This window comes from Faecalispora jeddahensis, from assembly GCF_000577335.1.
In the GTDB taxonomy this organism is placed as follows: Bacteria; Bacillota; Clostridia; order Oscillospirales; family Acutalibacteraceae; genus Faecalispora; species Faecalispora jeddahensis.
Window position 1 is genome coordinate 1 of the sequence record NZ_CBYL010000058.1, and the last position, 14,551, is coordinate 14,551.

Sequence of the window (14,551 nt, forward strand, 5' to 3'; positions counted from 1 at the left end):
CAACATCCGCAACCCACAGTGACAGAATGTTTTCGTCTTTACCCGCCATGCTCTTCATGGTGTCGTACAGGCTGGAAAATCCCACGTACTGCTCCATCGCCTGTCCCTGACCGGTGGCAGACATCATCTTCTGTATCTCCACATTTTTCGAGAACTGGTTCGGGAGCGCCATATACTGCTGGAAAAAGTTTTCGATCTGCATTGAAGCCGCCTTGGAATCAGAGGCCAGCTGCTGATTGGTCAGCTGACTGACATTGTTTCTGACGATCATCAAAATAACAGAACCGACGACCAGGTAAGATAAAATAACCGGAATGCCAACGAATAAAATGATTTTTCCGCGCAGACTTTTTTTACGTTCTTTCTTCTCATTTCGTCTCACGCTGCATACCCCCTATTTTTCATCCGGTTCAGCCCATCCAGCTCTCCCGATGCGCCAAATTCAAAGCTTTCCGGATGCTTACACGATATATCGGCTGAAAAAAGCAAATTATTATCATAAATCGGCGGAATTGAAAGAGAGATCTATAGGAAAATATTGTATTTTTTTGTAGGAAATGTTAAATTTTCAGTAGAAAAAAGGTATATATTCCCAAATTAGGGAACATACACCTTTTCTGCTTATTTATAGAATGTGTTGACGACACAAAGGCCGGCACACAACCAGTGCCGGCCAACGAAACGCTTCTGGAATTAAAAGGGGAGATCGCCCGGTGCGGGGGCAAGATGAAGCTCGTCCAGCTTTTTGCGCAGCTTTAAAAAATCCTCAAATGCAGCGGGCTTATTGTTGGGGTTGCGCAGCAGGGCCGCCGGGTGCAGAGTCGCCATCATCAGCACGCCGTTTCGCTCGTAAAACTCGCCGTGCTCCTTTGTGATCTTGATATCCGGCTTTAAAAGCTTCATCGCCGCCACACGGCCCAGACAGACAATGATCTTCGGGCGCACCAGCGCAACCTGACTGCGCAGCCAGGGCAAACAGGCATCCTGCTCGTCGGGCTCCGGGTCACGGTTTTTCGGCGGTCGACACTTCACGATATTCGCAATATAAATATTGGTATGGCGGTCCAGGTCGACCGCCGCCAGCATTTTATCCAACAGCTGGCCCGCACGCCCCACAAAGGGCTCCCCCTGCAGATCCTCGTTTTCTCCCGGGCCCTCCCCGATGAACATTACATCCGCGCTGCGGTTACCCACGCCGAACACCACATTCGTGCGCTTTTCACAAAGGCCGCACTTGCGGCATTGCAGGCAGGTCGATTCCAGCTCTTCCCAAGTCATTTTCATGCTATCCTCCATCAGCAGGCTGAGCCTGCACCCATGTTGCGGGCAGCCTGCAAAAATAAATTTTCTATTCTATCGCAAAGGCTGCCGTACCTAAAAACTGCACACACCGCAAGGCAACCAGCCAGCCGCCTAAAGCATGGGGAACATTGCCTTTTCACCTGCCCAACGCGAAACCATACGGTAGCTCCTGTTGACTTTAGGCTTCCTGCGAAATGGATTCACCTAAAGGTTTCGCCGAATGGCGAGAGTTTTGACCCCATGATTGTGACAATCAACTTCCTGTTTTCACGCAGAAACAACCTTGACAAAATCTCCGTACCCAAAATACGAGCCAACGCGAGCGCTCTGAAAATGCCCGCCGACAGACGCGATTACAAGACTGATTTTCGGATGTAGTTCGGAGAGTGGGCATCTTTATTGGAGCGCCTTTACAGTAGCTTTCGTCAGTGTGTTCAGGAACCGTTCCCCCGAACGGATTCCAAAGGTATCCTTTGGCAGGCCTTTACTTACTTTTGCCTCGTTGCGAAAGTAAGTGCCTGCCCGGCATGAGGGGCAGACCCGCGCAAGCGGTCATTTTACGTAAAACAACCTGTGAAAAAACTTGCACTTTTAAAGCCAAAACAAAAAAGAAGTCTCCCTGCGAAACCAAAAAGCTATCAAAAAAAAACAAAAGTGACTCTTTGCGGTTATTATACCACAAAGCAGACATTTCCGGTTGCATTTTTTTCGTCCAACTGATAAAATGGAAGCGAAAAATCAAACGCTCCCCGCGGCAAATCGCAGAAAAGTGTTGTTTTTTTTTCAAAAATCGTTTATACTATTTTAGTTAGCTTATGAAAAAGCAAGGCAGAATTGCGTGCAATAGGATATGCGGGCGGGCGGGCTCTGTACGGCTGGCCGCCGTGAACCATGTCAGGCGGGGAACCGAGCAGCATTAAGCGGATTGGCCGGTGCGATGCAGGTTGTGTCTGTTCGTCCGCATATCCTATTGCATGTGTCGTCATTTTGGCGAACTGTCTTGCTTTCGGTTTATTCACGCAAAGGCAGGTGGACACATTCCGATGTATCAGGTTTTATACCGTAAATGGCGGCCCCGGCAGTTTTCAGATGTCGTAGGGCAGCCTCAGGTTACGTCCACTTTAAAGAATGAGCTGCTCTCCGGCCGGCTGGCCCATGCATATCTGTTCACCGGCTCAAGGGGAACCGGCAAAACTACCTGCGCCAAAATTCTGGCCAAGGCGGTCAATTGCCTGAATCCCCAGGACGGCGACCCGTGCGGAGAATGCGAAATCTGCCGCGGGCTCGACAACGGCTCCGTGATGGATGTGGTGGAGATCGACGCCGCCAGCAACAACGGTGTAGAGAATATCCGCACCCTGCGCGAAGAAGCGAATTTTACGCCCGCCGCCGCAAAATACCGGGTATACATTATCGATGAAGTCCACATGCTTTCGATCGGCGCGTTCAACGCCCTGCTGAAAACGCTGGAGGAACCGCCGGAGCACGTGATCTTTATTCTGGCCACCACCGAAGTGCATAAGCTTCCCGCAACGATCTTATCCCGCTGCCAGCGGTTTGATTTTCGCAGGATCGCACCGGCGGATATTGCGGATCGCCTCACCTACATTGCCGGCGAGGAAAATGCCAGCATTGAGCCGCAGGCGGCGCTGCTGCTGGCCAGACTGGCCGACGGCGCCTTGCGCGACGCACTCTCGCTGCTTGATCAGTGCCTGGGGCGCAGCCGCGACGTCACGGTGGACATCGTCACCCAGACCGCCGGACTGGCGGGACGGGAGCATTTGTTCCGGCTGGCGGACGCCATTACCGGAAAAGACGCAGCCACGGCGCTGCTGGCGATCGACGAGCTGTATACTGCGTCAAAGGACATGGCGCGGCTGTGCGAAGAGCTTTCGGGTTATTTCCGCGGGCTGATGCTGCTGAAAACCATGAAGGACGCCAGAGATATTCTGGCGGTTCCGGAAGAAGAATATCAAGCCATGTCCGCACGGGCCCTCCCCACCTCTCTGCCGGTGATTCTGCATTGTCTGGATACGATGCAGGACGCATTGGAGCGGATGTACCGTGGCGGCAACCGGCGGATTGAAATGGAAATGGCGGTTCTGCGCCTTTGCTCGCCCGAGCTGGATTCCGGCACGGACGCGCTGGTACGGCGGATTGCCGCGCTTGAGAGAAAGGGCATTGCCCCCGCGGTGCAGACGGCGCCACCGGAACCGCAGGTCCACCGCATACCGGAACCTGCGCCCGTTGCCGTGGCGGCTCCTGCTCCTTCTGTTTCCCCCGCACCCACGGTGCAGCGTCAGGAACCGGACGACGTACCTCCATGGATGGAGGAACCGCCGCCTGATCCGTATGAACCGGCTGTTCCCACACTGCCCTCTGTTCCCGAAGAGCCGGTGTCTGAGGAAGCCTCAAAACAGCCCGCCGTTTCGCAGGCTGTAAGGGAATCCGGCACATCCAATGCGCTCGAGGAGCTGCAGGATTCGGCCCGGCCGCTGGATGTATGGCCGGAAATTCTGCAGACGATGAAGGATTATTCGCGGGTCGTCGCCGCTTCGTTCGCAGGATCCACCGCCTATGTGAGCGGAGAATACGTTTTGATCGACGCACCCAGCCCCACCGCTCTTGAGCTGCTTCGCCGCCCCACCCAGCGGGATAAAATGCGCGACGCCATCAAGCAGGTAACGGGACGTACCTATAAACTGGGGCCATACAAAAAGCCCCAGACAGAACAGACAAAAGAACAGGACCCGCTCAAAGCCCTGGCGGAAAGCGCCGCGGCGGCGGGAATCCCAGTGATTCAACAATAACGGGAGGTTTCGACATGAAAGCAAGATTACCGGAAGGCTACGGCAAAGGCGGCGCCGCCAATTTACAGCAGCTGGCGCGGCAGGCCCAGAAGCTGCAGGAGGAAATGGACAAGACCACCACCGAGCTGGAGACCAAAGAGTACACCGCTACCTCCGGCGGAAACGCCGTAGAGGTTGTCGCCACCGGCAAAATGGAGCTGAAATCCATCACCATTAAACCCGAGGTCGTGGACCCCGAGGATGTGGAGATGCTTTCCGACCTGATTCTGGCCGCAACAAACGAAGCGCTGCGCACCGCCGCCGCCGACAAAAGCGAGCGGATGGAGGCCCTTTCGGGCGGCCTGAACGTACCCGGGATCTTTTGATCTATGTCCGCCTATTATGTGGCGCCCTTGGCGCGGCTGATCGAGCAGTTTGAACGCCTGCCCGGCATCGGCCATAAAAGCGCTCAGCGCCTTGCTTATTATGTTCTTGGGCTCTCTAAAGAGGAAACGGAGCAATTCACCGGAGCCATCCGGGAGGCCCACGAGAAAATCCATTACTGCAAAGAGTGCTGCAACCTGACGGATCAGGAGCTTTGCCCGGTCTGCCGCAGCGCCGGCCGTGACCGCTCGATCATCTGCGTGGTGGAAGACCCGCGCGACGTGTTCGCGCTCGAGCGCACCAACGAATACAAGGGCCTTTACCATGTACTTCACGGTGCAATCTCCCCCTTGAACGGTGTGGGCCCTGATCAGCTCTGCATCAAGGAGCTGCTGGCCCGCATGAACGACGAGGTCAAGGAGATCATCATGGCCACCAATCCCACGGTAGAGGGCGAGGCCACAGCGATGTATCTGTCGCGCCTGCTCAAGCCCATGGGCATCACAGTGACACGCCTGGCTTATGGCATTCCTGTCGGCGGCGATCTGGAATATGCCGATGAGGTAACCCTGACCCGCGCGATGGAGGGCCGAAGAGAAATTTAGAACGGAGGCTTTTTTGTATGGCCGAAAAGCTTGCAACCAAAACAATCGCTCAAAACAAAAAAGCTTTTCACGACTATTTTGTGGAAGAAAGCATGGAGGCCGGTATCGAGCTGGCCGGCACCGAGGTCAAATCCCTGCGCCAAGGGCGCGCCAACCTGAAGGACGCGTGGTGCTCGGTGGTAAACGGCGAGCTTCTTCTCAACGGCATGCACATCAGCCCATATGAGCAGGGCAATATCTTCAACAAAGACCCCTTGCGCGTGCGCCGCCTGTTGATGCACAAGCGCGAAATCATGCGGCTGTTCGGCCTTGTCAAGCAGGACGGCTACTCCCTGATTCCGCTGTCGCTGTATTTTAAGGGTTCCATGGTCAAGGTGCAGGTCGGTCTTTGCAAAGGTAAAAAGCAATATGACAAACGGCAGGATCTTGCGGCAAAAGCCGCAAAGCGCGACATCGAGCGCGCAATGAAAGACAAAAACAGGGCATAATATCTGAAAGAAGCCTGTATCTATATTTTTAATATGGGGATGCAATGGTTTCGACGGGGGTTGTGAGCCTAAGTAAGCGAGTAGCGGTGCGGAACCGCTATAAAATCCGCAAACTTAAAATTAAACGACAACAATAAAGTTGCATTAGCAGCCTAATTTAGGCTGCTCGTTCTTACCGGGAGTACCGCGGCCCGGATAAGGGCGTCATTTAGCGGTGAACATGAACCGGGCTACGCCTTTAACCCGGTCATGGCTTAAAGGCTACTGATGCACAGAGCCTGCCGACGGGCGCTGTGCGGAGGGAACGTTAAAACACCGGCTACACTCGTAGAAAGCTTTGGTAGGCGGTCTTCGGACAGGAGTTCGATTCTCCTCATCTCCACCAACCTTATCACTATCCGCATTGGCTCTTGGGCTGATGCGGATTTGTGCTGTAATAGGGGAAGATCGAAAAAATCGAATAAAACAATGAAGCGGCGCACTGAAATGATTTTCCGGTGTGCCGCTTTTATTTTTTATGATGTCATGACAATAAGGAAGCCAGATAAAAAACAGCTGCAGAGTTTATACCCTATCGGATTGATCCCAGATAGCAAAATGAAGTGATATGTTAGCGATTAAATAATTAACTGAGTCCCCAGCCGCACAATTGGTGGGGACTTGTTCTTTATAGCCCCATTCTTAACTGTTGGTAAATTTTATTCATTGTAATTACCGGGATTTTCAGGTAGGCTATTACATGGACATTACATATTTGGGGATGAAAATAATGAAAACATTTCAAAAAACGATTGCCTTTCTTTTAACTCTGATCCTATTGGTCAGTACGGCTACTTTTTCTTTTCCAGTATTGGCAAGCGCGGACACGACCGGTGATTTTGAAATCGACCAATTTGGGGTTCTCCGTGCCTATAAAGGGCTCGACGGCGCTGTTGTCGTTCCAGATGGAGTAACAGAAATTGGTTCCAGTGCTTTTTCCTACAGCAAGGTCACAACCGTGACGATTCCCAAGGGAGTGACATTCATTCGGAACGGTGCATTTCACAATAGTGCACTAACGAGCATCGTGCTTCCGGAGGGGATCACTACTATCGAGGATTCTGCCTTTCAGAACTGCGCACAGCTTGCCAAAGTGCAGATCCCCAAAAGCGTTACCCAAATCGGCCGGGACGCGTTTTCTGGGACCGCCTGGATGGCACAGTATCCAAACAACATGGTAATCATGAACGACATACTGCTGAATTACAAAAACAAAAATGCTGTTGCCGTCGTGCTTCCTGCGGGATTAAAGAAGATTAGCGCAGGCGCTTTGAGCGGCATGAAAAGCATGACGCATCTTTCCATTCCCAACACGGTAACCAGCATCGAAGACGGAGCCTTGAGCGGTTCATCGGCGCTAAAAAACCTGGTCGTTCCCGACAGCGTTACCCACATTGGAATGGAGGCATTTGCAAGCTGCTACAGCCTGGAGAACGTTACCCTTTCCAAGAACGTCAAAGTCCTGGATTATAGTTTATTTGAATGGTGTACTTCCCTGCAAAAAATCGTTATCCCCGAAGGGGTTACCCAGATTAAAAGTTATGTTTTTGAGAGGTGTACCTCGTTATCTGAGGTGACGCTGCCGAACAGCCTAATATCCATGGACGGTGCATTTTCTGATTGCTTCAGCCTGAAAAGTATTGTTTTCCCCGATAAAAATATGCAGCTTACTAATCAGTTTTACACAACGTTGAATCCAAAGAGGAATGATTTTACCGGTCTTCCCATTTATCCTGATTTTATTATTTATGGTAAAAAGGACTCTTTCGCATCCGATTACGCAAATTCGAATGGTTACAGCTTTCGTGTGATCGGAGAGGATATAATTTATCTGCCAAGTGGCGCACTGGGTTACAATGGAAGAGCTTATTACGGTGCAGTCACTATGGATACCAGAACGTACACAATGGCCCCCGGGAACATTTATGACATTGGCGTAAGGCTGGTAGGAAGTGCTCATGTCAAAATTCGCCGAATGACATCTTCGCGCGATGGCATCGCGTCCGTTCGCCAGCTGCCAAACGGCAATTACCGTGTTACCGGTCTGCGCCCAGGAACGACATATATCACTTATACGCTTTATGACCCTGAAAGCGGTAAGGAAATTACCCACGCATCCATTAAGTTTGATGTAGCAGCGGGTGTCAAACAGCATGGCGTAGCTTGCCGCCAGACCACCTACTTTAATTAAAACAAGACAATCCCCCGCAGCTGGAGTAAATCCGGTTACGGGGGATTTTTTTGTTTTATATTCTGATTGTTTAGTTTTCTTTACTATCCTCTTTCTTTTCCTGAATCGCGTCAATCAGATCATTAGCCTTTTCAGCAATCTTTTCTTTTACCTTTTCCCCAACCTCGGCTGCTTCGCCTTTTAAACCTTGCAGTTTTCCCTTTAGCTCCAACTCTTCGGAATTGACAACCTGTCCAGCAACCTCTTTTACCTTACCAATTATCTTGTCCACATTTTTTTCGATCTCGTTGCTCATTTTTATTCCTCCTTTGATGGGGCTTAATTATACTTTATTTATATACAACATAAATTTTTATAACCGTCCAATTATTTCTTCAAAATACGGTTTACTTGAAAAACATTTGTGGTCTGCAATGTACCATTACACAGCCGGACCTTTATCTATTCATATATACTCACTTACCATATATCAGCTGCATTTTAAAAGAATTACCGCTTAAATATTTCCGAATGGAATTTGCTTGGATGTTGCTCATTTTGCTAATTGCTCTGGGATAATACCTCTTTTATCAAGAACATAAGATAGTCGGGTTGAGAATTGATCCGGGTCTGATTCTGGAAATCTCTCGCAGCTTCTTTGAACACTACATACACCAGACAACCAGTTCATACCTGCATTCAGCGCCGTTGCGAGTTCGTATATCCTTTGACTTCTGGGGTTACCGTACCGCGTAAATAGGTAGCTAAGATATTTTATTGCAATTGATTCATCTACTAGCCCACTACCTCTTAAACTTTACCTTATTATAATAAATATACCTAAATACATATGTTTGGTGTGGAAAATGTAGATCGAATCATATTACACTTAGATTGCAACAGCTTTTACGCGTCTGTAAAGTTCCTGCACCGGCCAGAAATCCTGATAAGCCGATTGCTGTGGGCGGCGGCTCGGGGCAACGGTACGGAATCATATTGACCAAAAATGAGCAGGCGAAGAAATACGATATCAAAACCGGTGAGGCTCTTTGGCAGACGCGGCAGAAACATCCTGATGTGAGTGATTGCACCGACGTATTTTAGGTTATTCCAGCATTTTTCAGAGCTTTGTTATAAAGGTATTCCTTTCCCAAAGTATGTGACCATAATAATGTTCTAATCTGAACGCTCACTAAGATGCTATACACGAATCCAGCTTGGCAACATAAAATGATTCATAGGAGGATACCTTTATGAGTATATCATTGCAGGTTGAACGCTTAACAACGGGAACCGTTGAATCTAATACAAACGTCATCTTTGACTCAACACTGATTTCTATTGGGAATATCAGTTACAACAATGCCACTGGCGTTATTACAATACAAGAAGCGGGCACATATGAATTTGACTGGTGGGTAGCCACACAATCCTCTGTATCGACCATTGGCGCCGGATTTTCGCTGGTTTCATCGCAGGGAGACGTCATAATCGGTAATTCTCCCATCAAAACAGGTGAAGTAGTCGGAGTTGGCGTCATAGAGGTGGTAACAACCCCTGTAACCGTAGAACTGAGGAATAGCAGCAGCGCTACGATTTATTATTCAACCGTTGTCCCAATCAAAGCCTCTCTGGCTGTAATGGGAACAGATGATACGGGCATGACAGGTCCCACCGGTCCAACCGGTCCGGAAGGTCCTACTGGTCCAACCGGTCCAACTGGTGCAGCAGGTCTGGAAGGTCCTACTGGTCCAACCGGTCCAACTGGTGCGGCAGGCGCGGAAGGTCCCACTGGCCCCACTGAACCAGTTAATTAAGGAAAACTGCAAAAGCCCTTATTTTATACAGGATAAGGAGATACCAAAATAAAATATGAGCTATCACATTACACAGGATAACGCCCTATTGGACAAGCAGGGCGGTATTTCTGTGTTTGGATAGCGGTACTTCGGGACAACTTGGCCCGAAGTGGAAAGGGGGGATTATGTATCCCGGTGGGTCTGATTGAAAAATCAGGCCCTTTTTTCATGCCATAAAACAAATAAGGAGGAAAAGCGCATGGCAAATAATGAGCCAAACAAGCCTGATGAAGTGAACACCACCCCGGCGCAGGAAGCCAAAGCGGAAGAAAAAACCGCTCCTGCAAAGCCGCCCGAAGTCGGCGGCGAAGCCCCAGCCCCGGAAAACCCTACCGTGAAATCGGCTTCGCAGGACATAGGCAAGGACGGATTGGAGCCTCACGCTGACATTCCCGCCCCCGGTGATGTGGTGGTTTCCTTTGACAAAATCAATGAGATTGTTTCCGGGAAACAGGCGGCGGTAAAGGAAGCGGAGCAGACCGCCCCCGAAAAAAAGGACATGGAAAAATCAGCACACACCGAAAAAAAGGCAGAGCCAGAGAAACCCGGTATGGATAAGGGAAAGGAAAACGAGCCGAAAACGGCTAACAGCAAGCCCAAATCTCGCTCACAAAAAACCACTGAAAAAGCGGACAAAAAGCCTACTCGCCCTGCCAAACAGGAAAAAGCCCCAAAGGCTGTAAAACCGGAAAAGCCGGATAAACCGAAACAAGCCGCAGAAATTGGCGGCGGGGCTTCTGATTCCCCGCAAGCTACGGAACAGGCACAGCAGGAAACGCCGTCCCCTGCCCCGGAACTGCCGTCCGAACCGAGGGAAGCACCCCGCCCCGGCGAACAGGAACAGATTGTTTATCTCAATCTTTCCGAGCTTTTCGCTTTCAAAGATCACCCGTTTCAGGTTCGTAATGATGAAGAAATGGCGGCTATGGTGGAAAGCGTTAAGGACAAGGGCGTTACCCAGCCTGCCATTGTGCGCCCCCGTGAAGATGGCGGCTATGAAATCGTATCAGGCCACCGCCGCCAGAAGGCCAGCGAATTAGCCGGATTTGCGGATATGCCTTGTATTATCCGCAACATGACGGACGAACAGGCCATCACGCAGATGGTAGAGGACAACACCAACCAGCGTGAAAATATCCTGCCCAGTGAACGGGCCAAAGCCCTGCAAATGCAGTTGGAAGCCATCAAGCGGCAGGGCGCGCGAACCGGCAACGGGCAACGCTCCAATGAGGTTGTAGCAGAGCGCAACAAAATGACGGTCAAGCAGGTTCAGCGGTATATTAAGCTCAATGAGTTGGTTCCCGACCTTATAAAAATGGTGGACGAAAAGAAAATCGCGTTCACTCCCGCCGTGGAGCTTGCGTTCATCAAGCCCAAAAATCAGCGGTATATCGCTATCGCCATTGAGGGCCAGCAGTCGGCTCCCTCACTCTCACAGGCACAGCGTATGCGTGACCTTGACCAAAAGAAGTTGTTAAACCCCGATGTGATTGACGGAATCATGTTAGAAGAAAAAAAGGAGGCAGACAAAGTGATTATTTCAAGTCAGGAATTAAGCCAGTATTTCGGCAAGGAGAAAACACCTCGCGAAATGAAGGATACCATTATGAAACTGCTGGAGGAAAACAAGGCGAAGCTGAAAGAGGTTTCGGCTCCTCAAAAGAAAGCCGAACAGGAAAAATAAGCACTTCGGGTCAAGTTGGCCCGAAGTCGGTATATGCGGGGCTTTGCCCCGTGCCCCAAAGCTCTAAGGATAAATATATTCCCCGTCGCCGCTTATTGGGTAGCATAGCCGGGAAAATCGGTCAAGAGCTTGCCGCCGTAGGCGGTGCTTCGCACTCTTGACGGATTTCTCCCGGTTATGCTTTAAGGCAGTCAAGCGACGGGGATATATATTCCTTTGAGCTGCCCCCTTTCCATGAATGGAAAGGGCGGGGGGATAGGTTGACACATTCAGCGCAACAAGAACGGAGGTGCTTTTATAATGAAACGACCATTAGCATACATTACCGCCGCATGGTGCGGCAATCACGATATGGACACCAAACAGGCGGCGCAGTATTGCCGGGCAGCCTATGAAGCCGGGTTTTCCCCGGTTTGCCCGACCCTGTATCTTCCACTTTTTCTCAATGACGCAATCCCGGAGGAACATAAAAGCGGCATTGATATGAGCCGGGATCTCCTGCGCCGCTCTCATGTGCTTGTCGTATGCGGAAGCGATATTGACGAAAACGTAAAAAACGACATTGCCGTTGCCGGGCGGCTGAACATCACGGCAACCACGCTGGACGGGATTTTGACCGTGAAAACACAGGGGCAGGAAAAAGACTATGCTTGAAGCCTTTGTCACCAACCTTGGGCGGTATAATGAGGGATATTTGGACGGGGAGCCACTAAAGCTCCCTGCTACCACAGAAGAAGTACAGGCACTTTTGAAGCATATCCATGTAGACGGTGTGCGGTATGAGGAACTTTTCATTACCAATTATGAAACCGACCTTCCCGGCCTGCGTGACTGCTTGGGAGAATATGAAAGCATTGACGAGCTAAACTACTTCGCTTCTCTGCTGGACGATATGGAGGAATGGGAGTTAGAAAAGTTTTCGGCCGCTGTGGAACTTGGCAATCATACCGGAACTGTAAAAGATTTAATCAATCTGACACAAAACCTTGATTGCTACGAATTTTATCCCGGTGTTACTGACAATAAAGAATTGGGCTGTTATCTGATTGACGAACTTGATTGGGAAACAATCCCGGAAAGTCTGGAGCCCTATTTTGACTATGAAGCATATGGGCGAGACTTCTCAATAAATGAAGATGGTGCTTTTTATAAAAGCGGTTATGTTTCCAGAAATGATATGGACTTTACCGAGCATTACAGTGACAGGAGCGATATACCGGACGAATACCGAATTTTCGCTTATCCAAAGCCGGAAAAATCCATCAAGAAAACGCTGGAAAGCTACGGGAAGATGATAAGCGAAACCGTTCCCCAGGAGCGTTCCCGCCCCGTCAATGAGGAACGATAACCAACTTCGGGACAACTTGGCCCGAAGTGCGAAAGGAGGTAAACAGCCTATGGCAAAAACGAAAACCACCGCCGAGCCGATTTTAGAAAATGAGCATGTGAAAGAGCTTTTGGCGGTTCTGCGGGAACACAATTCCCCGTCCACAAAGGATTTTCTTGCGGTTCTGAATCAAGTCGGTGCAATGGAAAAACAGCTTGAAGCCGCTGTAAAGGAGCTTGCCGCCATGCGGCAAGAACTCCGAACAGCGCAGGAACAGAACCACCCGGTTAAGACCGCTTTGCAAAAAGCAGTCATTGTTATGCAGGGGCAGGTACTTGACTTGCGGGATAAATTAGCGGAGCTAAAGCAAAACGTCATAGACGGCTGTAAAAACGCCGTTGCCGCATGTAAGGAAACTGGCATTTCTGCTCTGGATAATGTAGCCCGGTTCTTCAAGGTACGCCCCATTCTGGAAGCCATGCGGGATATGCTCACAAAGGATATTCAGGTTGATGATAAGGCTATTGCCAAAATTGAAGCCATCAGCACGGAATACCATCAGGCCGGACGGCATTTGAAAAACATGGGTCGGGCCATGCTTGGCAGAGAATCGGCACAGGAAGCCAAACAGCCCGGCAAGCTGGCGGCGGTCATATCCGCTCCATTCCGGGCGGAGCGTTCCCATCTTTCCCGTATAAAAAGCCATGTGGAAAAATCCTTGAATACGTTGGCACAATTGGAGGAACGAGCGGCAGAGAAAAAGCCATCTATCCGGGAAGCTCTTGCCACTCACAATGAGAAAATCACACAGGTGCAAAAGGACGCTCCCACCCCTGAACGCCCCCACCCTGTCAATGCGGAGAGGTAGGCAACTTCGGCTTTTAGGGGGCCACGCAAAGCCGGTTAGGCTTTGTGGGGAGAGGAAGTGCAACGGAGCGGTGCGGACTTCGGGGCAATTTGGCCCGAAGTTGCATAGCGCAGTTTGCACTGACGAGGCCCGAAGTCCTCCCGCCTATGGGATTGTCCTATCTGGCAGGAAAGGAGGAATTTCATGCAGGAAGATATTGAACGCCGGACGGTTGCCCTATCGGTCAATACCACAAAGCTGACAGGGCGGACGCTGGCAAAGGTACTGGCGGCAGCACTCCGGCAGATACAAAAGGGCCATCAGAAGCGGCAGACCCCGCAGGGCAGACAGAGCGTTAAAAAGCTGATGAACCACGGCGTTTCGACCAACAGCCTTGATTTATCCGGGGATACGAAGCTTTTTGACCGTGTGACCCGGAAATACAATGTAGATTATGCGTTTCACAAAACCGGGCCGGACAAATATCTGCTTTTTTTCAAGGCCGGGCAGGCTGACGCAATAACCGCCTGTTTTGGCGAATACACAAAGCTGGTGCTGAACCGGGGCAAAAGCCGCCCCTCTATTCTGAAACAACTGAAAGCCTTTGCCGACAGGGAGCGTACCAAACCGCGCCAAAAGGAACGAAAACGGGAGGTGTCGCGAAATGAACGCTAAAATCCGTAAGTATGTGCTACCCAATGTCCCCTATCTGTTCGTGCTGTGGTTCTTTCTAAAGCTGGGCACAGCCTACCGCTTTGCGGCAGGTGCAGACTTCGGAAATAAGCTGGTGGGCATGATAAAAACCATAAGCCCGGCGTTTGCTTCCTTTGCGCCGGGCTTTGTGCTGTCCGACTGGCTCATTGGCCTTGCCGGGGCTGTCCTGCTCCGGCTGGTGGTATGGTATAAGGTAAAAAACGCAAAAAAGTTTCGGAGGGATGTGGAATATGGCTCGGCCCGGTGGGGAACGCAAAAGGACATAAAGCCCTTTATCGACCCCAAATTCGGCAACAACGTAGTACTCACAGGCACAGAGTTTCTTACCATGAACACCCGCCCC

General features: G+C 50.5%; 15 protein-coding genes, 2 other RNA genes and 2 pseudogenes. 15 read left to right on the forward strand and 4 right to left on the reverse strand.

Features of this window, described 5'->3' with window-relative positions; translation table 11 throughout:
- From TY09_RS15820 to TY09_RS18450, 3 genes and pseudogenes are all read right to left on the reverse strand, one after another.
- Nucleotides 1-382: pseudogene (locus TY09_RS15820) on the reverse strand (methyl-accepting chemotaxis protein); the annotation flags it as partial.
- A gap of 311 nt (nucleotides 383-693) precedes the next feature.
- Nucleotides 694-1,284 (reverse strand): uracil-DNA glycosylase, encoded by a 591-nt coding sequence (locus tag TY09_RS15825; RefSeq protein WP_009060234.1) that lies wholly within the window; start codon nucleotides 1,282-1,284, stop codon nucleotides 694-696.
- 502 nt (nucleotides 1,285-1,786) lie between these two features.
- Nucleotides 1,787-2,089 carry a hypothetical protein gene (locus TY09_RS18450; RefSeq protein ID WP_147584721.1) on the reverse strand — a complete coding sequence of 101 codons (303 nt, stop codon included), beginning with the start codon at nucleotides 2,087-2,089 and terminating at the stop codon, nucleotides 1,787-1,789.
- Nucleotides 2,090-2,160: 71 nt separating this feature from the next.
- On the opposite strand from TY09_RS18450, the gene ffs reads away from it, so the two are divergent.
- From ffs to TY09_RS15855, 7 genes are all read left to right on the forward strand, one after another.
- An RNA gene (gene ffs / locus TY09_RS18060) (signal recognition particle sRNA small type) lies at nucleotides 2,161-2,258 on the forward strand.
- Nucleotides 2,259-2,345: 87 nt separating this feature from the next.
- Complete coding sequence (dnaX, locus tag TY09_RS15835) at nucleotides 2,346-4,112, forward strand: DNA polymerase III subunit gamma/tau (RefSeq protein ID WP_042436374.1); 1,767 nt, start codon at nucleotides 2,346-2,348, stop codon at nucleotides 4,110-4,112.
- Between the two features lie 14 nt (nucleotides 4,113-4,126).
- Nucleotides 4,127-4,477, forward strand: a complete 351-nt coding sequence (locus tag TY09_RS15840) for a YbaB/EbfC family nucleoid-associated protein (RefSeq protein WP_009059874.1) — start codon at nucleotides 4,127-4,129, stop codon at nucleotides 4,475-4,477.
- Between the two features lie 3 nt (nucleotides 4,478-4,480).
- Entirely contained in the window at nucleotides 4,481-5,080 is a 600-nt protein-coding gene (gene recR / locus TY09_RS15845) for a recombination mediator RecR (RefSeq protein ID WP_009059946.1), read from the forward strand.
- 17 nt (nucleotides 5,081-5,097) lie between these two features.
- Complete coding sequence (gene smpB, locus TY09_RS15850) at nucleotides 5,098-5,568, forward strand: SsrA-binding protein SmpB (protein WP_009059898.1); 471 nt, start codon at nucleotides 5,098-5,100, stop codon at nucleotides 5,566-5,568.
- A 35-nt stretch (nucleotides 5,569-5,603) separates the two neighbouring features.
- Nucleotides 5,604-5,953: a transfer-messenger RNA gene (gene ssrA, locus TY09_RS18065) on the forward strand.
- Nucleotides 5,954-6,307: 354 nt separating this feature from the next.
- Nucleotides 6,308-7,798, forward strand: coding sequence for a leucine-rich repeat domain-containing protein (locus tag TY09_RS15855; RefSeq protein WP_042436377.1), 1,491 nt, complete (start codon nucleotides 6,308-6,310; stop codon nucleotides 7,796-7,798).
- 70 nt (nucleotides 7,799-7,868) lie between these two features.
- Here TY09_RS15855 and TY09_RS15860 read toward each other — a convergent pair whose 3' ends face one another.
- Nucleotides 7,869-8,093 (reverse strand): CsbD family protein, encoded by a 225-nt coding sequence (locus tag TY09_RS15860; protein ID WP_042436379.1) that lies wholly within the window; start codon nucleotides 8,091-8,093, stop codon nucleotides 7,869-7,871.
- Between the two features lie 644 nt (nucleotides 8,094-8,737).
- Here TY09_RS15860 and TY09_RS18995 point away from each other — a divergent pair.
- From TY09_RS18995 to TY09_RS15895, 8 genes and pseudogenes are all read left to right on the forward strand, one after another.
- The gene (locus TY09_RS18995; RefSeq protein WP_326520125.1) at nucleotides 8,738-8,881 is read left to right on the forward strand and encodes a hypothetical protein; all 144 of its coding nucleotides are present in this window, start codon (nucleotides 8,738-8,740) and stop codon (nucleotides 8,879-8,881) included.
- A gap of 149 nt (nucleotides 8,882-9,030) precedes the next feature.
- Entirely contained in the window at nucleotides 9,031-9,594 is a 564-nt protein-coding gene (locus TY09_RS18955) for a complement C1q domain-containing protein (RefSeq protein ID WP_052335733.1), read from the forward strand.
- Between the two features lie 241 nt (nucleotides 9,595-9,835).
- Complete coding sequence (locus TY09_RS15870) at nucleotides 9,836-11,320, forward strand: ParB/RepB/Spo0J family partition protein (RefSeq protein ID WP_042436381.1); 1,485 nt, start codon at nucleotides 9,836-9,838, stop codon at nucleotides 11,318-11,320.
- Nucleotides 11,321-11,620: 300 nt separating this feature from the next.
- A complete protein-coding gene (locus TY09_RS15875; RefSeq protein WP_042436383.1) occupies nucleotides 11,621-11,974 on the forward strand; it encodes a DUF7768 domain-containing protein in 354 nt (117 codons plus the stop codon).
- Complete coding sequence (locus TY09_RS15880; RefSeq protein WP_042436385.1) at nucleotides 11,967-12,668, forward strand: antirestriction protein ArdA; 702 nt, start codon at nucleotides 11,967-11,969, stop codon at nucleotides 12,666-12,668. Before TY09_RS15875 ends, TY09_RS15880 begins: the two co-directional genes overlap by 8 nt.
- A gap of 49 nt (nucleotides 12,669-12,717) precedes the next feature.
- A complete protein-coding gene (locus TY09_RS15885) occupies nucleotides 12,718-13,515 on the forward strand; it encodes a DUF6674 family protein (protein WP_042436387.1) in 798 nt (265 codons plus the stop codon).
- Nucleotides 13,516-13,698: 183 nt separating this feature from the next.
- Nucleotides 13,699-14,169, forward strand: a complete 471-nt coding sequence (locus tag TY09_RS15890; protein ID WP_042436389.1) for a PcfB family protein — start codon at nucleotides 13,699-13,701, stop codon at nucleotides 14,167-14,169.
- A pseudogene (locus tag TY09_RS15895) lies at nucleotides 14,159-14,551 on the forward strand (VirD4-like conjugal transfer protein, CD1115 family); the annotation flags it as partial. The gene TY09_RS15890 and the pseudogene TY09_RS15895, both read left to right, overlap by 11 nt.